We start from the raw sequence: 20,165 nt of genomic DNA on the forward strand, positions 1-20,165 counted from the left end.
CGCAGGCCTCCGCTAAAAGCAATAAACAAAATGCATGTTATCATTGATGGGTTTGCTTTTTGTGTGATCCGATGATGAGGAATACTTTCGGCAGTTTCCGATGGCGCGCGGCGCAGCGCTTCCGCGCGCAGTGCCGCGGCCAGTGCAATACCGGCGCGGTCACCGGCCGCAGCGGGCCGATCAGCGCACGCGAGCAGGCCGCGTTGCTGGACATGGCGCGCGACGCGATCATCGTGCGCGACATCGCCGGCGCCATCCAGTTCTGGAACAAGGGCGCCGAACGCATCTATGGCTGGGCCGCGCACGAGGTGCTCGGGCGCGACATCGACGAGCTGCTGTACCCGGCGGCCGGCGCCTCGTGGCCCCCGGCCGCGGCGGCGCTGGCGCGCGGCGAATGGAGCGGCGAGCTGGTGCAGCGCAACCGCGCCGGCGCGCTGCTCAATATCGAGGCCCACATCAGCGTGGTGCGTGACGATGAACGGCGGCCCAAGGCCATCCTGTCGATCAATACCGACGTCACCGAGCGCAAGGCCAGCGTCGAGCGGATCCGCACGCTGGCCCTGTACGACACGCTGACCGGGCTGCCCAACCGCACCCTGTTCGCCGATCGCCTGAACCAGGCGCTGGCCGCGGCCGGGCGCGGCGGACAGGGCCTGGCCGTGCTGTTCATCGACCTGAACCGCTTCAAGGAGATCAACGACACCCAGGGCCATGGCATGGGCGACGCCGTGCTGGTGCAGGTCGCGCAGCGTTTTGCCGCCGCCCTGCGCGGGCAGGAGACGCTGGCGCGGCTGGCGGGCGACGAGTTCGTCGTGATCGCGCAGCCGGCCGACCAGCAATCGGCCGAGGCCATTGCGGCGCGGCTCGAACGCGCGCTGGCCGAGCCGGTGGCGGCGCGCAACCACACCTTCTCGGTCGGCCTGTCGATTGGGATCGCGCTGTACCCGCAGCATGGGGCCAACGGCGACGACCTGCTGCGCTGCGCCGACATCGCGATGTACCGCGCCAAGGCGCTGGGCGGCGGCCACCTGTTCTACCAGGCGGCGATGAGCGAGGGCATGGCCGAGCGCATGGAACTGGCCAAGGACCTGACCCGCGCGTTCGGCGCCGGCGAGCTGCAGCTGCATTACCAGCCGCAGGTGTGCCTGCAGACCGGCGCACTGGTCGGCGCCGAGGCGCTGCTGCGCTGGCATGATGCGGAGCGCGGCTGGGTCAGTCCGGCCAGCTTCATCCCGATCGCGGAATCGCGCGGCATGATCGCGGCGCTCGGCGGATGGGTGCTGCGCGCGGCCTGCCGCCAGCTGCGCGAATGGCGCGATGGCGGGCTGTCCTTCCCGGGTCGCCTGTCGATCAACCTGGCGGCCCAGCAGCTCGGCCAGGCCGGCATCGCCGACAGCATCCAGCAGATCGCGGCCGCCGCCGGCCTCGATCCGGGCTGCCTGGAGCTGGAGCTGACCGAGAGCGGCGTGATGGACAACGTCGAGCGCGCGATCGCCACTTTGGCGACCCTGAAGCAGGCCGGCTTCTCGATCGCGATCGACGATTTCGGCACCGGCTATTCCTCGCTGGCCTACCTGAAGCGCCTGCCCGCGGACAAGCTCAAGATCGACATCTCCTTCGTGCGCGAGATGCTGACCGACCGCCACGACTACACCATCGTCAACACCATCATCGGCATGGCGCGCAACCTCGGGCTGAAGGTGATCGCGGAAGGGGTGGAGCAGGGCCCGCAGGCGCAGCTGCTGAGCGCCCTCGGCTGCGACGAGGCGCAGGGCTACCACTACGGGCGGCCGGTGCCGCCGGCGGAATTCGCGCAGGCCTGGCTGGCGCCGGACCCGGCTACCGTATAAACCGTTTAGCCCGTTTCTTCAGCCGAGCCAGTAGTCGACCGGCGCCATCGGCGGCGGCACGTCGCCGTCGCCCAGGGCGGTGCGCAGGTCGATCTCGATGGTGCGGCACAGCGCGTCCAACGGCAGGTCGTGGTCGGAGCTGCCGAACGGTTCCTCGATCTCGTCGCCCAGCGCATCCAGGCCGAAGATGGTGTAGGCCACGATCACCACCACCAGCGGCGTCAGGTAGCCGATCGTGTCGACCAGGCCGAAGGGCAGCAGGAAGCAGTACAGGTAGGCCGTGCGGTGCAGCAGCAGGGTGTACGAGAACGGGATCGGCGTGGTCTTGATGCGCTCGCAGGCGGTGACGGCGGCCGTCATGTGCGACAGGGTGGCGTCCAGCGCCGGCGTCAGCAGCGGATCGAGCCGGCCTTCGCGCGTGGCGCGCGCCAGGTCGGCGCCCATTTCCAGCATCAGCGCGTAGGTGAGGTTGGTCGCGCCGCGCACGCGCTGCCATTCCTCCGCGCTGACCCAGGCCGCGATCTCGGCCGGATCGCCCTCGCCGCGCAAGCGCTGCCGGAGCGCGTGCGCGAAGCCGATCGCGCGCCGCACCATGGCGCCGCGCAGGTCGCCGGGAGCGCGCGCGTACGGCGTATCCGGATCGATCAGGGTCAGGCACTGGCGCGCCAGGTTGCGCGACTGGAGCACCAGTTCGCCCCACTGCTTGCGGCCTTCCCAGTAGCGGTCGTAGGCGGCGTTATTGCGAAAACCGAGGAAGATCGCCAGCGGCAAACCCATCAGCGTGAACGGGATCGCCGTCAACGTGATCTTGTGGTGCAGCAGCTCGCCGCCGGTCCAGCTGACCAGCGCCGCGAGCAGGGTGGTGACCAGCAGGCTGTTGCGGATCGACGGCAGCACCGAGCCGCGCACGATCAAAAACAGCTGCAGCCCGGATGGCCGGTCGCGGACGATCATGGCGCGCTCCGCGCACGCAGCCGGCCCGGGGCCTGTCTTGAATCCATTTGCTTTTCTCCGTTGGCGATACCGAAGTCTAGCGCTTCGGCGCTACTTCCACAGGGCAATCGCGATAGTTCTCGTATGCAATATCTGTTGCCGTTTCACAACGCTGCAATGAGAAATGTGCGCTTGTCGGATGCGCTCGGTATGATCGGATATGCATAACGCTAGGCAATATTTTCCATATTTGCCTGATATATAAGAATGTTAATGCCGATTTTTCTCGCGATTCACGAACAATCATTCGGCAACGGAGACTAGTGGTACCAATATGAATATCCAAAATTTACGCATCGGCACCCGGCTTGGCATGGCGTTCGGCGCCGTGCTGGTCCTGACTTTCGTCCTGATGGCGCTGGCCCTGGTCCGCCTGCAACACGTGCGCGACGCCGGGACCCAGATGGACGTGGCGAAGCGGAAGAACGAGCTGGCTGCGCTGTGGCTGGCCGGGAACCAGGTTAACGACGCGCTGACCGAAGCGCGCCTGCGCGCCGCCACCCTCGACGACGCCCATGCCATCGACACCGCCATGACTACGCGCGGCGCGCTGAACAACAAAGCCAGGGACGAGCTGGCGGCGCTGCTCGCGCGCGACGATGCGAAGACCTTGCTGGCGTCCGTCGACGAGCGGCGCGCGGCCTATCGCGACGTGCGCCAGAAGCTGTTCGACGCGCGCGACGCCGGCCAGGACATGGACCAGCTCAAGGCCGAGATCAGCAGCAAGCTGCGCCCGGCGATGGCGGCCTACGACGACGGCGTGGTCAAGATGGCCGCGCTGCAGTCGCGCATCTTCGATGAAACCAAGGCCGGCATGGAAAACACGGTCGCCGCCACCGCCAAGCTGCTGGTCGCCGTCGGCAGCGCCGCGCTGGTGCTGGGCGCCTTGCTGGCCTGGTCGCTGACCCGCTCGATCACCGCGCCGCTGCGTGCGGCGGTGGAAGTGGCGCGCACCGTGGCCGAGGGCGACCTCACGCGCCGCATCGAAGTGCGCAGCAAGGACGAAACCGGCCAGCTGATGGCGGCGCTGCAGGCGATGACGGCGAACCTGAACCGCATCGTGGCGGGCGTACGCGCCGGCAGCGAAACCATCTCCACCGGGTCGGCCGAGATCGCGGCCGGCAACCAGGACCTGTCCTCGCGCACCGAGCAGCAGGCCAGCTCGCTGGAAGAGACGGCGTCGTCGATGGAAGAGCTGACCGGCACCGTGCAGCACAATGCAGAGAATGCGCGCGTGGGCAACCAGCTGGCGGCGTCGGCCTCCCAGACCGCGCAGCGCGGCGGCGAGGTGGTGTCGCAGGTGGTGGCGACCATGGACCAGATCAACGCGTCCTCGCGCAAGATCGTGGACATCATCAGTGTCATCGACGGCATCGCCTTCCAGACCAATATCCTTGCGCTGAACGCCGCGGTGGAAGCGGCGCGCGCCGGCGAGCAGGGACGCGGTTTCGCGGTGGTGGCGAGCGAGGTGCGCAGCCTGGCGCAGCGCAGCGCGGCGGCGGCCAAGGAGATCAAGCAGTTGATCGACGATTCGGTGGCCACGGTGGACGCGGGCAGCCGCTTGGTGAACGAAGCCGGCATGACGATGGCCGACGTGGTCGACAGCGTCAAGCGCGTGACCGACATCATGTCCGAGATCGCATCGGCCTCGCGCGAGCAGAGCGACGGCATCGAGCAGGTCAACCAGGCGATCAGCCAGATGGACACGGTGACCCAGCAGAACGCGGCGCTGGTGGAGGAGGCGGCTGCCGCCGCGGCCTCGATGCAGGACCAGGCGGCGAGTTTGGCGGAGGCGGTCAGTATCTTCAGGCTGGATGGGCGGGCGGTGGCAAGCCTGGCGGCTCCCGCGCGAGTGAAGGCACCGCTTCGTGTACGCCCCGCGCTGGCGGGCGCTGGCGCCGAGTTCTAGCCACTAACCCCAAAACCGTCGTCCCGGCGCAGGCCGGGACCCATGCTGAGCGTCCTGTCACGCGGCCCTATGGGTCCCGGCCTGCGCCGGGACGACGTGGTTAAGGCGTGGACAAAGGATCGCGATCCAGGCGCGCAAACGCATCGAGCAGCGCCGTCTTGTACACCACCCCCAGCAGCACCGGATCATCCTTGCCCTGCACCGCCGGCAGCCTTTCGCCGTGGTGCGCCAGGAACTGCTGGAACGCCTCCTGCAGCGGCATCTCCGGCGTCAGCACCGGCAGCAGGCCGCGCTGCACGAAATCCGCCGCGGTCTTGCCCGCCTGCCCGGCCCCGTCCAGCAGGCCCGCCGTCAAATCACGCAGCCCCACCACGCCCTGGTAGCGCTGCTGCCCGTCCACGATGTAGATGTACTTGACCGGATGCGCGCGGAACATCTCGGCCATCTGCTCCAGCGATGCCTCGAGCGGCAGCACCGTCTCGGCCGGCTTGATCAGCTCGCGCATCTGGGTGCCGCGCAGGCGCAGGCGCTCCTGCTCCTCGCGCTGGCGGCGCAGCGTGATCTCGTACATCGGCAGGCCGCCGGCGCCGCGCGCGACGAAGTAGGCCAGCACGCAGGCCAGCATCAGCGGCAGCATCACCTGGTAGCTGAGCGTCATCTCGAAAATCATCAGGATCGCCATCAGCGGTGCGCCGGTGGCGGCGGCCAGGAAGGCGGCCATGCCGACGATCGCGTAGGCCGCCGGGCTTGAGACCAGCGCCGGCGCCAGCTCGTGCGCGCCCAGCCCGAACAGGTAGCCCAGCGCCGCGCCGACGAACAGCGTGGGCGTGAAGATGCCGCCCACGGCGCCCGAGCCTGCGGTCAGCAGCGTGGCGAGCACCTTGAACACGAGGATCGCCAGCACGGCCGTCCACACCCACGGCGTGTGCAGCAGCGAGTTGACCACGCTGTAGCCATTGCCCCAGACCTGCGGCACCCACACCGAGATGATGCCTACGCCCAGCCCGCCCAGCGCGAGACGCAGCGGCAGCGGCAACGAACTTTTGGCGAAGCGCCGCCGCGCCGCCGCCAGCAGCGCCATGAACTGCGGCGCGGCGAGGCCGGCCAGGACGCCGAGCGCCACGAACAGCGGCACTTCGAGCATGCCGATGTCGGGAAAGGCCGGCATCTCGTAGGTCGGCTTATAACCCGGCAGGCGCCGCATCGTGATGTTGGCCACCACCGAGGCGATCATCATCGGCCCCACGCTTTCCATCAGCAGCGGCCCGAGCACGATCTCGCCGACGAAGAAGGCGGCGGCGATCGGCGCGTTGTAGGCCGAGGTGATGCCGGCCGCCGCGCCGCAGGCCACCAGCAGGCGCAGGCGCTCGCGGTCGAAGTTCACCACGCGCCCGAGCAGCGAGGCGCCCAGCGCGGCCAGCTGCACCATCGAGCCTTCGCGCCCGATCGAGCCGCCCGAGGCGATGGTGCACAGCGACGAGGCGCTCCGCAACAGCGTCTGCGGCACCGAGATCTCGCCCGAGCCGCCGGCGATGGCGTCCATGTAGTCGGGCGCGCTGCGGTCGCGGTAGCGGCGCGCCAGCAGCAGGAAGCCGCCGGCCGCCAGCCCGCCCGCGCACGGCAGGATCACGCGCAGGTACCAGGGCAGCTGCGCGGCCATCTCGACGAAGGAGCCGCTGTGGCCGACAAGCAGCCACTGCATGCCGGCCAGTCCTTCGCGGAAGGCGATGGTGGCGAGCGCGCCGACCAGGCCGGCCAGCGCGGCCCACAGCAGCATCGCGTGCGCGGGCGGCACGCGCTGCACCAGGGTGGTCAGTTTCGGGAACGCCATCCAGCCGGTCTTCTAGCGCACCCCGACCATGCCGCGCACTGACGCGACCAGCTTGGCCGGGTCGTAGCCGTAGCCGTCCTTGAACACCACCTGCACGTTCTCGACGTCGGCGATGCGGCGCGACGGGTCGCCCTTCACGACCACCAGGTCGGCTTCCTTGCCTGCTTCGATGGTGCCGATGCGGTCCAGCCGGCTCAGGAAGCGCGCGCCGTTGGCGGTGCCGATGCGGATCGCCTCGACCGGCGTGAACCCGGCTTCAACCAGTAGTTGAAGCTCGCGCTGGTCGCCGAAGCCGGGCAGCACGCCGCCGTTGCCGGTCGGGTCGGGGCCGGCCAGCAGCAGGCCGCCGGCGCGCACGAAGGCCAGTTCGAACGCCATCTCCTTCTTCAGCGCCGCCTCCAGCTTGGCCGCGCGCTCGGGCGCACCGGCGGCGGCCGCGCGCGCCGCGAGGTGGCTGCGCAGCGATTCGGCCGACATCATCGACTGCTGCTGGCGCGACAGCAGCGGACGGGTGGCGACAAAGGATTCGAACACCGGCAGGGGCGAGGTCAGCGCGACCTTGTGGGCGACCAGGTCGCGGATCAGTTCCTGCACCTGCGGGCTGGACACCTCCAGCTTCTCCCACGACGCCGCGATCGCGGCGGAGGAGGGGCACTGGTCCTGCTTGCGGCCGGGGACGAATTCGGAATCGGTGAACACCGGTCCGTGTTCGAGATTGTCGATGCCGAGCGCCGCCGCCTGCCGGTAATCGACCGAGCACAGGTGCCCGGTCAGCTTGCGCCCGTGCTTGTGCGCCTCGTCGATTGCCGCGGCCAGCACCGCTTGCGGGATGTTCATGTAGGCCTTGAACGAGGTCGCGCCTTCGCCCGACCAGAAGGCGACGGTGCGGCGCGCGTGGTCGGCTTCCTCCAGCGAGGTCATTTGCGGAAACACGCTGCCGCGGCCTTCGAGATAGGGGCCGGTGACGTCGATATGCGGGCCGGGCATCTCCAGCGCATCGATCTTGTTGCGGATGTTCAGGTCGGTGTAGGGCTCGATGCTGCCGGTGGTGCGCATGGTGGTCACGCCCGCCGCCAGGTACAGGCGCGGCGCGCTGAAGGCCAGCTCGGTGACCAGGAAGCCCGGCGGCGGCAGGTGGCCTTCCTCGTCCTGGTGCAGCGACGCGGTGTACATCAGGTGGTTGTGCATGCCGACCAGGCCCGGCATCACGCTGTGGCCTTCGAGCGCGACCACGTGGGCGCCGGCCGGCGGCGCGACCCTGGCGTCGGTCACCGCTTCGATGCGGCCATTGCGCAAGATGACGGTGCGCTCTTCCTGGGCCGGACCGCCGGTGCCGTCGATCACGCGCACGTGGGTCAGCGCGATCAGCGGCTGGTCGTACTTGAGGAATTTGCGCACTTCCGCCGATGGCGCCGGCGCTTGCGCCTGTGCCTGGAGCGCGCCACAGATGGCCAGCGCCATCACCACCACTTTGCCGCGAATGCGAGCCATGCCCGGTCTCCCTGTTGTCGAGAGCGTCATGCTGGCATGGAATATCCGGCAAGGCAACCGTGCCGGCGCCAGATCAGCGCGGGTTGGCGAACACCTGGGTCCAGTAGGCGGTGCCGGTCTTGCGCTTGGGGTTGAGGGCGTAGCCGGTGCCCATCTCGCTGAAGGGGCCCATGACGTTGGCGCAGTGGCCGGGGCTGTCCAGCCAGCCTTGCACCGCTTCCTCCGGCGTGCGGGTGCCGGAGGCGATGTTTTCGCCGACCCGGCGCCAGCTGTAGCCGGCCTTGCTGACGCGGTCGCCGACCACCGTGCCGTCCGAGCCGCGGTGCTCGAAATAACGGTGCAGCGCCATGTCCTTGCTGTGCTCCAGCGCGGCCGCGGCCAGCATCGGGTTCCAGCGCAGCGGCGGGGCCGGATCGAAATGCTCGCTGCCGCACATCTGGCCGGCGGCGCGCGCGGCGTTGACGAGTTCGAGGATGCGCTGGCCGGCATCCTCTTGCCCGCTGAAGCGCACCGGCGGCAGGGGCCGCGCCAGCACCAGCTGCCATTCGTCGCCGTTGCGCTGCGCGCCGACGGCGCTGAAGCCGCGGTCCAGCAGCACGGCACAGTAGCGCTGTTCGATCTGGGCGAAGGCGCTATCGGCATCGGCCGGCCCGGTCACGCTGATGGCCTGGGCGCGCTCGACCGGATAGCCGCTGTCTTCCAGGCTCTGTTCGAGGAAGGTGCCGGTGCTGATGCGGATGCGGGAGAGGGCGCGTTCGGGCTGCAACGGCGCGGCCGCCCGCTTGGGCCGGCCCTGGCAGATGCCGGGCGCGGCGCGATAGGCGTTCACCAGGCGCACCAGGTTGCCGGCGTCCACGGCCGGCTGGGCGTGCAGCGCCGTCGCCGGCAAGCCCGTCATCAGGGCGGCGGCAAGGTGGTGCAGCTTCAATCGCGGCAGTCGTAAATACATGGGCGGCGGATCATACCGGAATTGTTTTTCTAGAACAATCACGCGCCCGGGCGGTCATCCACTAGCGACAGGAGGACCATGTCTTCCCACTGGCCATTGATGCGCAGGTAGGAGCGCGCATAGCCCTCGCGTTCGAAGCCGAGGCGCGCCAGCAAGCCGGCGCTGCGTTCGTTGCGCGGCATGTGGGCGGCCATGATGCGGTGCAGGCGCAACTGGTCGAACACGTAATTGATGCCGGCGCCGGCGACCTCGGCCATCAAGCCCGAGCCTTCATGCGCGTGGTCGACCGAAAAGCCGAGGTGGCAGGCCTGGAACGGGCCGCGCACGATATTCGTGAACGAGCACAGCGCGACCAGCTGGCCGCTGGCGCGGTCGAGGGCGGCCAGGTGCAGGGCGCTGCCGGCTTCCGCTTCCGCCTCGACCTGTGCGATGCGGCTGGCCACGGCTTGCTCGGTGTAATACTCGGCGCCGCGCGCGGGCTCGGATGGCGCCAGGTGGTCGCGGTTGCGCAGGCGATAGTCGAGCAGGAGCGCGGTGTGGTCCGTGGCCAGCGCGCTGATGCGGGTGCGTGGCGTGTCGATGGTGATGGGTGCATTCATGCGGCAGATTATGCGGCAGATGTCCTGCGATAACCAAGTCGTGGCCCCCGGCACATTGTGCTGCAGCTAACCGACCGGGTGGCTTTGCGCTGGCATCCTAGTGCCGTGGTTATCAACCTTAGAAACGGAGCGCTTTATGGGTAAGTATTTCTTGGCGTGGATCCTCGGTGTCCCGGCCATTGTGCTGGTGCTGATTTATCTCTTCTTCCATTGATCCACAACCGGGGTCAGGTCGTCCAATCAATCAAAATTTCCCTAGCCTTCCTTGGGCGACCTGGCCCTTTGTGAATGTTCTGCAATTCTGATTCTTTGGACGACCTGACCCCGGGTTTAATGCGGTGCGTGGCTCGACATAGGGCGCATGCACACCTGCTTCGCCGTGGCGGAGCAGCGGCAGCACCACCGTGAAGCGGCTGCCCAGGCTGCGCCCGGCGCTGCTGGCCGTGATGTGGCCGTGGTGCAGTGCGACGATGCTCTTCACCAGCGCCAGGCCCAGACCGAGCCCGCCTTCGCCGCGGTCGGGCGTGCGTTCGGCCTGGGTGAACAGTTCGAACACGTGCGGCAGCAGGGCCTGGTCGTCGGGGTGAAACAGGCCGATCCAGGCCTCGCCCTCGGCCACGCTCTCCGGCACCCCGGTGTATTCGAACCAGCGGCGGTTGAAGTAGTCGTGGTAGCCGTCCGGGCGGGTCGACCAGACGATCTGCGGCAGGGCGTCGGTGATGGTGCGGAATTTCGCCTCGCTGTCGCGCAGCGCACGTTCGGCCTGCTTGCGTTCGGTGATGTCGCGGTAAAACACGGCCAGGCTGTCGCCGAAGGGGAAGGCGCGCGCCTCGATCCACATGTCGCCGCTGTTGTGCTGGTAGACCTGCTCGACGCTGACCGGCACGCATTCGCGCATCGCGCGGCGGTAGGCGTCGGCCAGCGGCAGGTCCTCCGATCCCGGCCAGACTTCCCAGTGGCTGCGCCCGAGGATGTCGGCGCGCGTGCGGCCGTCCAGGCGCAGGGCTTCGTCGTTGATGCGGGTGACGCGGAAATCGCGGTCAAGCAGGACGAAGCCTTCGTCGATCGCTTGCAAAATCAGCTCGCCTTCGCCGGTGGCGCCGCCGAGGATGGCGTCGCTCGCCAGGCCGGCATCGTGATGCCGCACCAGCGCCAGGTAGCGGACAGCATCGCCCTTGGTGATGCACTTGAGCGCGACCTCGCAGCGGACCAGCGCGCCGCTGTACGCGATGAAATTTTTACTGAACACCAGTTCCCTGTGCTCGCCCCGGAGCAGCGCGGCGCCGGCCGCCTCGTCACGGCCGCGGTCCTGCCACGCAGTGAGATCGCCGATGCGCCGGTCGGTCAATCCGCCGGCGGCGTGGCCTAGCAGTTCGCTAAACAGGCGATTCGCCGCCACGATGCTTCCGTCCTGTGCATACAGCAGGGCAGCGCAGGGGAGAAATTCCACGAAGCGCGTTGGCTGCGAGAACGTAAAATTGTCTTGCATGAAATTTGCAATGCGCGGCTGCTCCATGCGACGGTCTTGTTTAGGAATAAGGGTGGCAGGCTCGTGTTTCTGGCGTCCGCGGCGCACGCGCGTGGCGCCGCCCGGCCCTTCGAGCCTGACCCATCATACTTGAATCGCCTGATGGCCCTCGCCAGCCAGACGGCGCCCCTGCCGGCGCGCCCGCATGCCGCAGGGAGCCCGCAGTGGGCGCACTCCCGGCACCCAAAACCTGCCGCGGCCGCCCATTCGTTTCCGCCCGTCATCTGCCAATTGGTCAAAAAAAGCGCTTGCAGAATGAGCGCCGTCGCGTTGACGTATTCTCACCACAATCGTGTTTACTAAACTCTCACTAAACTGCGCAAGAATCACGAAAGTTTATTGAGTTCCAAATATCAACTTTGTATAACTTCTCCAAGTAGGAGCGCGTACCACGGGTGCTGTGAACCTGCTGCCGCGACACAAAAATAGCCCGTCCTTGGGCACAACCAGGAGACTTACATGAAGTTCAGAACCGATCTCGCTTCACGGCAACACCGCTGCCGCGTAACGCCCATCGCCATGGCCGTGGGCGTCGCCCTGCTGGCCATGAGCAATGCCCAGGCCCAGACCTCCGACACCCAGACCGCCCAGCCGGCCGACCAGGCCAACGCCAACTCGGCGCAGACGGTGGTCGTGACCGGCTACCGCTACTCGATCCAGAAGAGCCTCGACCAGAAGCGCGAAGCCAACGCGATCGTCGACGTGGTGACCGCCGAAGACATCGGCAAATTCCCGGACAAGAACGTGGCCGACGCGCTGCAACGCGTGCCGGGCGTGATCATCAACCGCGACGGCGGCGAGGGCAAGAACGTCAGCGTGCGCGGCCTGTCGTCGGAACTGACCCTGACCGAACTGAACGGCAACTATGTCGCCACCGCCGAATCGAACGGCGACCCGACCCGCTCGTTCAACTACACTCTGATGCCGTCGAACATGCTGTCCAGCGCCGAGCTGTTCAAGACGCCGGAAGCGCGCATCGACGAGGGCGGCATCGGCGGCACCGTGATCCTGCACACCCGCCGTCCGCTGGACGTCAAGTCGGGCAGCGGCTTCGTCAACGTCGAAGGCACCTGGGCCGATACCACCAAGAAGGGCGACGGCCAGTTCGCCGGCCAGTACGCCTGGCATGACGACAAGAACGTGTTCGGCGTGCTGGTCGGCTATACCCAGCAGAAGCGCACCACCCGCACCATGGGCGCGAGCACTGAAAACTGGCAGTGGTATGCGGACAGCTACAAGACCCACCCGGCGACCGACGTCAACGGCCAGCCCTCGGGCCTGACCTCGCGCTGGTGGGGCCAGTCTGGTTTCTACGACCAGAACGGGCACTACTACACCAACTTCATGATGCCGACTTCGGTCAACCTGAACGTGAAGGAAGAAGAGCGCGAGCGCAAGGGCGGCCAGCTGACCCTGCAGTTCAAGCCGATGCGCAACCTGAACCTGACGGCCGACTACTTCCGCTTCGACCTGTCGCAGAACTCGCAGACCAACATCCTGAAGATCCCGGAGTGGAACCTGGCCCGTTATTCTGGTGACGGCAACTGGCCGGGCGGCCGCATGCTGGACGCGCTGACCTTCGACCCGAGCCACACCATCGTCACCGGCGCCCAGTACAGCGCACACCCGGGCAAGACCTATTATTGCAGCGGCGACCAGGCCAAGGCCGGCGGCCTGACCAACACCGGCGGCTTCGGTCCGGACGATTGCACCATCCCGACCCCGCAGATCACCGGCAGCTACAACATCGAGAAGGCCAAGTCGCAAGTCTTCGACATCAACGCCGACTGGCATGGCGATTCGCTGGACGCCACCTTCAAGGCCGGCCGCACCTGGGCTGGCGGTGGCCCGTCGCTGCAGTTCACCATGCCGATCAAGCCGCGCGTCCAGAACGCCGACGGCAGCTGGACGCTGGGTAACTACGCCAGCGCCTGGAGCACCAGCGGCACGCCGACCATGACCTTCTCGCCCCAGCTGATGGCCAACCTGATGAAGGGCATCGGCGAGATCGACCTCGGCTCGACCTCCTCGTCGTGGACCACCAACAGCAACCAGCAGAAGTATGCGCAGGGCGACTTCACCTGGCATACCGACACCAACTGGCTCGATTCGGTCCAGTTCGGCGCCAAGTACCGCGACGGCGGCATCCACCGCAACACCGGCAACAACTACTGGGTCTGCAAGGGCGCCGATCCGACCAACTACGACAAGCGCTTCCAGGCCGGCTGCGACCCGACCGCCAACAAGTTCCAGCCGCAGTTCCTGTATGGCCAGTCGCTCAGCAACCTGGCAGGTGGCATCAAGGCCAGCGCTTACCCGGCGATCAACTACCCGGCCTACATCAACTACCTGAACCAGACCTACGGCGCGCAGCAGACCCGCAACGAGCCTAACTTCGTCTACAACGTCGACGAGAAGATTTCGGCGGCCTACGTGCAGGCGAACATCAAGACCGAGCGCCTGCGCGGCAACGTCGGCCTGCGTTTCGTGCGTACCAAGCAGCATGCGGACTCGACCGACCAGGTCGATTACTACAACGACTACTTCTACAACGGCGCCAACGGCGCCCCCGCGCCTTGCCAGGCCGGCGGCGCTCCGGCGGCCGGCGCACCGGCGGGCTCGGGCTGCGTCAGCGGCTTCACCACGCTGCCGGACAGCACCGCGCACACCCAGTCGTTTGCCGTCAGCTCGCTGGACCGCACCTACAACGACGTGCTGCCGAGCTTCAACCTAGCGTATGACCTGACCCCGGACCTGCTGCTGCGTGCCGCCGCGTCCAAAGTCATCTCGCGTCCGAGCTACGGCGACATCGCGGCCCCGGGCAACCTGTCGTACTACAGCCAGGAATACGTCAACGACCGCCGCCTGATCGGTGGTGGCGACCAGCAGGGCTGGTTCGGCGCAGGCAGCAACAAGAGCCTGGAGCCGTACAAGGCCAAGCAGTTCGACCTCGGCCTGGAGTGGTACTTCAAGCGCGGCTCGGTGCTCGGCGCCGACCTGTTCCGCAAGAACGTGAGCAACTTCTCGGTGCCGGTGGTGCGTGATGTGACCATGAGCGTGGCGGGCCAGCAGGTGACGGTGCAGAACTACTCGACCAGCGCCGGCGGCCGCGACGGCGTGTCGCAGGGCGTCGAGCTGTACGCGCAGCATTCGCTGGACAATGGCCTCGGCTTCCAGTTCAACTACACGTACAACAAGACCAACCAGGCAGCGATCTCGCTGGCCGACGGCACCAAGATCGGCACCTCGCCGCTGGTGGGCAGCGCCCGCAACCAGGCCAACCTCACGGTGTTCTACGAGACCGAGAAGTTCCTGGCGCGCGCTTCCTACAACCGCCGCGGCGAAGTGGTGGATGGCCTGGTCAACGGCTTGAACGTGTATGAAGATCCGTACAGCCAGGTCGACGTCAACCTTGCGTACAACTTCACCAAGCAGCTGAGCCTGACCGCTTCGGTGCTGAACCTGACCCGCCAGGAAACCCGTTCGCACCTCGGCAACGATACCAAGGACCGCTTCTACTCCAATGGGTATGCCGGCCGTGTCGTGTACGGTGGCCTGAACTACAAGTTCTAATCCTCCCTGTCCCTCCCCGCCGCCGGGGTGGGGAGGTGTCTTCAACGGCTTTGCCCGCCCTCCTGGCAAAGCCGTCTTTTCTTTGGACGGCGCAATGGACAAGCACAAGCGGATCAGCAATATCACCGTCATCGGAGGCGGCAGCGCGGGCTGGATGGCCGCCGCGGCCCTTGCAACCTACCTCGGCAAGGGCGCCACGATCCGCCTGGTCGAGTCCGAGGAAATCGGCATCGTCGGCGTCGGCGAGGCCAGCGTCCCCCACATCAGGCAATTCAACGGACAAATGCTCGGCATCGACGAAGCCGAGTTCGTCAAACGCACGCAGGGCACGATCAAGCTCGGCGTCCAATTCAATCACTGGGGCCGCATCGGCGACTCCTACCTGCACGGCTTCGGCGCCATCGGGCGCTCGCTCGGGCCGCTGCCTTTCCACCAGTTCTGGCTCAAGCTGCGCCTCGCGGGGCGCGCGGGGCCGATCGGCGACTATTCACCGCAGACCATGATGGCGCCACGCGGCAAATTCGCGCCCGGCGACCGCAATGCGGGGCCGGATTCGCCGCTGGGCGACATCGCCTACGCCTACCACTTCGATGCCGGCCTGTACGCGCGCTACCTGCGCGAGCTGGCCGAGGCGCGCGGCGTGCAGCGCATCGAAGGCAAGGTCGTCAGCGTGCAGCAGCGCGCCGACGACGGTTTCATCGAATCGGTGACCATGGAATCGGGCCAGGTGGTCGGCGGCGAACTGTTCGTCGACTGCTCGGGCTTCCGCGGCCTGCTGATCGAGCAGACCCTGGAAACCGGCTACGTCGACTGGTCGCACTGGCTGCCGTGCGACCGCGCGATGGCCGTGGCCAGCGAGAAGCTGGAAACCATCACCCCGTACACGCGCTCCACCGCGTTGGCGGCCGGCTGGCAGTGGCGGGTGCCGCTGCAGCACCGCACCGGCAATGGCTACGTCTATTCGAGCAAGTACTGCAGCGACGACGAGGCGGTGGCGACCGTGCTCGCCAATATCGACGGCAAGGCGCTGGGCGAGCCGCGCCCGCTGCGCTTCGTCACCGGCATGCGCAAGAAATTCTGGAACAAGAACGTGGTGGCGCTCGGCCTCGCCAGCGGCTTCCTCGAACCGCTGGAATCGACCAGCATCTACCTGGCGCAGTCGGGCATTACGCGCCTGCTGAGCCTGTTCCCGAAGCAGGATTTCAATCCGCTGCTGGCCGAGCGCTTCAACCGCGAATCCGCCTTCGAGTACGAGCGCATCCGCGACTTCCTGATCCTGCACTACAACGCCACCGAACGTAACGACACGCCGTTCTGGGACTATTGCCGCACCATGGACATTCCGGACACCCTGCGCGAGGCGATCGACCTGTTCCGCAGCGACGGCCGCTACTTCCGCAATGGCGAAGACTTCTTCGCCTTGCCGAGCTGGGTGCAGGTGATGCTGGGCCAGCGCATCGTGCCGCAAAGCTACCACCCGATCGTGGACGAACTTCCGGAAGGGCGCCTGCTCGATTATGTCGAGGGCACGCGCCAGATGCTGGAACATGCGGTGGCTTCGATGCCGACGCATGCGGAATGGATCGACCGCTACTGGAAGGCGCCCGCGCCATGACGGGCCGCCCCTTCGCGCGGCTGTTCCTGGGACTGGTCCTGGCCGCAGCCGCAGCGTCGGCCGTGGCGGGCGACGTCGTCATCGACAGGGGCTGGACCTTCCGCCTCCTGCCCGGCAACGCCCAGCAGGCCGCCCATCCGGAAGCGGCCGCCTGGCACCCGGCCACAGTGCCGGGCACGGTGCATACCGACCTGTTCGCCGGCAAGCTGATCCCCGATCCCTACGTCGGCGCGCCGGAAGCGGGCCTGCAATGGATCGGCCTGGGCGACTGGGAGTACAGCACGCGCTTCGATGCGCCGCCGGCCGCGCTGAAGGACGCGCGCAACGACCTGGTGTTCGAAGGACTCGATACCCTGGCCGAAGTCTGGCTCAATGGCGCCAAGGTGCTGGACGCCGACAACGCCTTCCGCACCTGGCGCGTGCCGGTGCAGGGCAAGCTGCGCGCCAAGGGCAATGAATTGCGCATCGTGCTGCGCTCGCCGATCGCCAAGCTGCTGCCCCAGGTGCAGGCGATGCCGCACAAGCTGCTCGGCAACTACCCCTCGCCCTACGGCGACGAGCCGAAGGACGCGATGACCGCCAACTTCGTGCGCAAGCCCGGCTACCACTACGGCTGGGACTGGGGCCCGCGCTACGTCACTGCCGGCATCTGGAAGCCGGTTGTGCTGCAAAGCTGGGACCAGGTGCGCATCGACAAGCTGCAGTTGCGCCAGGACCACGTCGACGCGGCGCGCGCCGACATCGCCGCCGCCGTGACGGCCGATGCCGTGCGCGACGGCGCCTACGAGCTGCGCCTGTGGCAGACCGCCCCGGACGGCAAGCGCACGCTGGCGGCGCAGCAGCGCGTGCAATGGCATGCCGGCGCCAACCGCGCCGAATTGCCGGTGCACGTGGACCGCCCGCAACGCTGGTTCCCGAACGGCTACGGCGCCCAGCCGCTGTACCGCTACGAGCTCGAGGTCGCCGACGGCAAGGCCGCCATCGCCGGCGCCAGCGCGCGCACGGGCCTGCGCAGCATCGAGCTGCGCCGCGATCCCGACGACAAGGGGCGCAGCTTCTATTTTGCCGTCAACGGCATCCCGGTGTTCGCCAAGGGCGCGAACAGCATCCCCTTCGACATGTTCCAGCCGCGCGTCACCAAGGCGCAGCTGCGCCGGGTGCTGCAGTCGGCGCGCGACGCGAACATGAATTTCCTGCGCAGCTGGGGCGGCGGCTATTACGAGAGCGACGATTTCTTCGACCTCGCCGACGAGCTGGGCCTCTTGGTGTGGCAGGACTTCATGTTCGGCGGCGGCATGCCGCCCGCCTACGACGACGCCTTCCGCGCCAATGTGGTGGCCGAGGCGCGCGACAATGTGCGGCGCCTGCGCAACCATCCCAGCCTGGCGCTGTGGTGCGGCAACAATGAGGAAGAGATCGCCTGGAAGTACTGGGGCGCCGGCAAGGAGCTGACCGCGGCCGATCCGGCCTTCGCGGCCAAGGTGTGGAACGGCTACAAGCAGCTGTTCGGCGCCGACCTGCGCAAGGTGGTGGCGGAAGAGGGCGGCGGCATCGCCTACTGGGCCAGCTCGCCCAGCGACGACCTGGCCGAGGTCGCCAACACGCCGGCCAGCGGCGACATGCACTACTGGGAAGTGTGGGGCAATCCGGCATACCCGCCGGTGAAATACCTGGAGATCACGCCGCGCTTCATGTCCGAGTACGGTTTGCAGGCCTGGCCATCCCAGCGCACCATCGACGCCTTCGCCAAGCGCGAGGACCAGGGCCTGGCCACGCCGGTCATCGAGGCGCACCAGAAATTCCTGGCCGGCAAGGGCAACGAGCGGTTGATGAAGTACGTGGACTACGAGTTTGGCGCCACGACGAATTTTGCCGATTTCGTCTACCTGAGCCAGGCCGCGCAGGCCGAAGGCATCGAACTGGCCGCGCTGCACCACCGCGCCAGCCGGCCATACACGATGGGTTCGCTGTACTGGCAGCTCAACGACGTGTGGCCGGGCGCCTCGTGGTCCAGTGTCGACTGGTTCGGGCGCTGGAAGGCGCTGCAGTTCCACGCGCGCCGCTTCTACGCGCCGGTCGCGGTGGCCGCCCTGCGCGGGGCCGACGGCAAGACCACGGTCAGCCTGCTCAACGACCGCACCAGGCCCCTGCGCGGCGAGCTGCGCCTGCGCGTGATCGGCCTGGACGGCAAGGTCCTGCGCGATGAGAAGAAGCCGGTCGAGCTGGCGCCACTGTCGTCGACCGCGGCGGCGACCTATGCCGACGCCGACCTTCTAGGCAATGCCGATCCCGCGTCCACCGTCGCCGTGTTCGAGTTGCGGCTGGCGGGCGAGCCGGCCTCGCGCGGCGTGGTGTATTTCAAGGCCGCCAAGGACATGCCGTGGCGCGACCCCGGCCTGCGCGCCCAGTGGCGGCGTGACGGTAGCGGCTACGCGCTGGAGCTGCATGCGGACAAGCTGGCGCGCGCCGTCTGGATCGACTTCGGCGATGTGGATGCCGAGGTCTCCGACAACGCCATGACCCTGCTGCCGGGCGAAAGCGTGACCCTGCACGTCACGACGAAAGCGAGCCTGGAAACGTTGCAGAAATCGCTGAGCCTGCGTTCACTGGCGGACGTCCTGTTTACTAAAACGCGCTAAAAAAGGCCCTGTTTTACTAAGTTTGATTGACGCTCAAATATGGCTGGGATAAAACTTAGCCATTGAGCGGACAAGGGGAAAATCAGCCCCGACGGACGCCGGAAAAAACGCATCACAAGCGTTTATTAAAACCGAATACTGGAGACATTTCATGCACTTGATTTCGCCTCGTCGCAGAGGGGCGCAGCCATGAGCGACGTCACGCTGCGCGACATCGCGGAAGTCACCGGCCTCTCGATCGGCACGGTGTCGCGGGCGCTGAAGAACCAGGCCGGCATGACCGAGGCGACCCGCTGCAAGGTGCGCGATGCCGCCCTGCGCCTCGGCTACGACTTCGCCCAGCTGAAGAAAGGCCGCATCCGCCGCATCGCCTTCCTGCTGCACAGCCAGCACAACACGCTCGCGTCGAGCCCGTTCTACTCGCCAGTGCTGCACGGGGCGGAAGAAGCCTGCCGGCGCGAGGGCGTGGCCCTGTCCTTCATCGCGGTCGGCCCGGCCGAGCCGGTGCTGGGCCAGATCCGCCTGCACCAGCCCGATGCGATCGTCTGCGCCGGCTTCTTCGAGCCGGAAGTGCTGGCGGCCCTGCAGACGGTCGGCAAGCCGATCGTGCTGGTGGACATGCAGCGGCGTGGCTTCACCTCGATCAATCCGGACAATATGCGCGGCGGCTACCTGGCTACCCAGCACCTGCTGCGCTGCGGCCGCAAGCGCATCGCCATGCTGTCCGGCTCGATGGCCCACTACAGCATCCAGCAGCGCAACCGCGGCTTCCGCCAGGCCCTGTTCGATGCCAAGGTCCATGCCGATCCGGACCTGGAAGTCATCGTGCCGTCGATGGGCGAAGGCGACGAAGGCGTGGCGGAAGCCATGCGCACCCTGCTGTCGCTGCCGCGGCGCGCCGATGCGGTGTTCTGCTACAACGACAGCACCGCGCTGGCGGCCATGAAGTACTGCCTGAACGAGGGCATGAAGATCCCGTATGACATCGCCATTGTCGGCTTCGACGACATTGGCGCCGCCGCCGCCGCCATCCCGCCGCTCAGCACCATCCGCGTGGACAAGGAAGCGCTCGGCCGCGCCGGCGTCGAGTTGCTGCTCCAGGCCTCCGAAGAAAACCAAGCCCAGATAACCCTGCCAGTCGAAATGATCGTGCGCGAAAGCAGCTGCGACGACTAGTGCCCTAACCCT

General features: G+C 67.2%; 12 protein-coding genes. 6 read left to right on the forward strand and 6 right to left on the reverse strand.

From position 1 onward, the window contains the following. Positions 1-74: 74 nt before the first annotated feature. Positions 75-1,850 carry a putative bifunctional diguanylate cyclase/phosphodiesterase gene (locus tag NX778_RS23370; RefSeq protein WP_258814218.1) on the forward strand — a complete coding sequence of 592 codons (1,776 nt, stop codon included), beginning with the start codon at positions 75-77 and terminating at the stop codon, positions 1,848-1,850. Positions 1,851-1,868: 18 nt separating this feature from the next. On the opposite strand, the gene NX778_RS23375 is transcribed toward NX778_RS23370, so the two are convergent. Next, on the reverse strand, positions 1,869-2,804 hold the full coding sequence (locus NX778_RS23375; RefSeq protein ID WP_258814219.1) for a bestrophin family protein: 936 nt from the start codon (positions 2,802-2,804) through the stop codon (positions 1,869-1,871). Positions 2,805-3,117: 313 nt separating this feature from the next. On the opposite strand from NX778_RS23375, the gene NX778_RS23380 reads away from it, so the two are divergent. Continuing rightward, positions 3,118-4,752 (forward strand): methyl-accepting chemotaxis protein, encoded by a 1,635-nt coding sequence (locus tag NX778_RS23380; RefSeq protein ID WP_258814220.1) that lies wholly within the window; start codon positions 3,118-3,120, stop codon positions 4,750-4,752. A gap of 100 nt (positions 4,753-4,852) precedes the next feature. Here NX778_RS23380 and NX778_RS23385 read toward each other — a convergent pair whose 3' ends face one another. From NX778_RS23385 to NX778_RS24625, 5 genes are all read right to left on the reverse strand, one after another. After that, on the reverse strand, positions 4,853-6,583 hold the full coding sequence (locus tag NX778_RS23385) for a ClcB-like voltage-gated chloride channel protein (protein WP_258814221.1): 1,731 nt from the start codon (positions 6,581-6,583) through the stop codon (positions 4,853-4,855). 12 nt (positions 6,584-6,595) lie between these two features. Next, positions 6,596-8,074 (reverse strand): amidohydrolase family protein, encoded by a 1,479-nt coding sequence (locus NX778_RS23390; protein ID WP_258814222.1) that lies wholly within the window; start codon positions 8,072-8,074, stop codon positions 6,596-6,598. 73 nt (positions 8,075-8,147) lie between these two features. After that, on the reverse strand, positions 8,148-9,023 hold the full coding sequence (locus NX778_RS23395) for a CAP domain-containing protein (RefSeq protein ID WP_258814223.1): 876 nt from the start codon (positions 9,021-9,023) through the stop codon (positions 8,148-8,150). A 38-nt stretch (positions 9,024-9,061) separates the two neighbouring features. After that, complete coding sequence (locus tag NX778_RS23400; RefSeq protein WP_258814224.1) at positions 9,062-9,622, reverse strand: GNAT family N-acetyltransferase; 561 nt, start codon at positions 9,620-9,622, stop codon at positions 9,062-9,064. A 244-nt stretch (positions 9,623-9,866) separates the two neighbouring features. Beyond that, positions 9,867-11,111, reverse strand: coding sequence for a PAS domain S-box protein (locus NX778_RS24625; protein WP_307728167.1), 1,245 nt, complete (start codon positions 11,109-11,111; stop codon positions 9,867-9,869). 498 nt (positions 11,112-11,609) lie between these two features. Here NX778_RS24625 and NX778_RS23415 point away from each other — a divergent pair, with 498 nt between their 5' ends. The 4 genes from NX778_RS23415 (at position 11,610) to NX778_RS23430 (ending at position 20,153) form a co-directional block, all read left to right on the forward strand. Further along, entirely contained in the window at positions 11,610-14,723 is a 3,114-nt protein-coding gene (locus NX778_RS23415) for a TonB-dependent receptor (RefSeq protein WP_258814225.1), read from the forward strand. A gap of 94 nt (positions 14,724-14,817) precedes the next feature. After that, on the forward strand, positions 14,818-16,338 hold the full coding sequence (locus NX778_RS23420) for a tryptophan halogenase family protein (protein WP_258814226.1): 1,521 nt from the start codon (positions 14,818-14,820) through the stop codon (positions 16,336-16,338). After that, on the forward strand, positions 16,302-18,977 hold the full coding sequence (locus tag NX778_RS23425; protein ID WP_258814227.1) for a beta-mannosidase: 2,676 nt from the start codon (positions 16,302-16,304) through the stop codon (positions 18,975-18,977). The genes NX778_RS23420 and NX778_RS23425 overlap by 37 nt, the downstream gene beginning before the upstream one ends. Positions 18,978-19,166: 189 nt before the next feature. Further along, positions 19,167-20,153 carry a LacI family DNA-binding transcriptional regulator gene (locus tag NX778_RS23430; protein ID WP_258814228.1) on the forward strand — a complete coding sequence of 329 codons (987 nt, stop codon included), beginning with the start codon at positions 19,167-19,169 and terminating at the stop codon, positions 20,151-20,153. Positions 20,154-20,165: the final 12 nt, after the last annotated feature.

The sequence above is a fragment of the Massilia terrae genome, assembly GCF_024753145.1.
Lineage (GTDB): Bacteria > Pseudomonadota > Gammaproteobacteria > Burkholderiales > Burkholderiaceae_D > Telluria > Telluria terrae.

Coding starts and splice junctions, on each gene's coding strand:
- NX778_RS23370 (WP_258814218.1), top strand. CDS start 75: ATGAGGAATACTTTCGGCAGTTTCCGATGGCGCGCGGCGCAGCGCTTC.
- NX778_RS23375 (WP_258814219.1), bottom strand. CDS start 2,804: ATGATCGTCCGCGACCGGCCATCCGGGCTGCAGCTGTTTTTGATCGTG.
- NX778_RS23380 (WP_258814220.1), top strand. CDS start 3,118: ATGAATATCCAAAATTTACGCATCGGCACCCGGCTTGGCATGGCGTTC.
- NX778_RS23385 (WP_258814221.1), bottom strand. CDS start 6,583: ATGGCGTTCCCGAAACTGACCACCCTGGTGCAGCGCGTGCCGCCCGCG.
- NX778_RS23390 (WP_258814222.1), bottom strand. CDS start 8,074: ATGGCTCGCATTCGCGGCAAAGTGGTGGTGATGGCGCTGGCCATCTGT.
- NX778_RS23395 (WP_258814223.1), bottom strand. CDS start 9,023: ATGTATTTACGACTGCCGCGATTGAAGCTGCACCACCTTGCCGCCGCC.
- NX778_RS23400 (WP_258814224.1), bottom strand. CDS start 9,622: ATGAATGCACCCATCACCATCGACACGCCACGCACCCGCATCAGCGCG.
- NX778_RS24625 (WP_307728167.1), bottom strand. CDS start 11,111: ATGCAAGACAATTTTACGTTCTCGCAGCCAACGCGCTTCGTGGAATTT.
- NX778_RS23415 (WP_258814225.1), top strand. CDS start 11,610: ATGAAGTTCAGAACCGATCTCGCTTCACGGCAACACCGCTGCCGCGTA.
- NX778_RS23420 (WP_258814226.1), top strand. CDS start 14,818: ATGGACAAGCACAAGCGGATCAGCAATATCACCGTCATCGGAGGCGGC.
- NX778_RS23425 (WP_258814227.1), top strand. CDS start 16,302: ATGGATCGACCGCTACTGGAAGGCGCCCGCGCCATGACGGGCCGCCCC.
- NX778_RS23430 (WP_258814228.1), top strand. CDS start 19,167: ATGAGCGACGTCACGCTGCGCGACATCGCGGAAGTCACCGGCCTCTCG.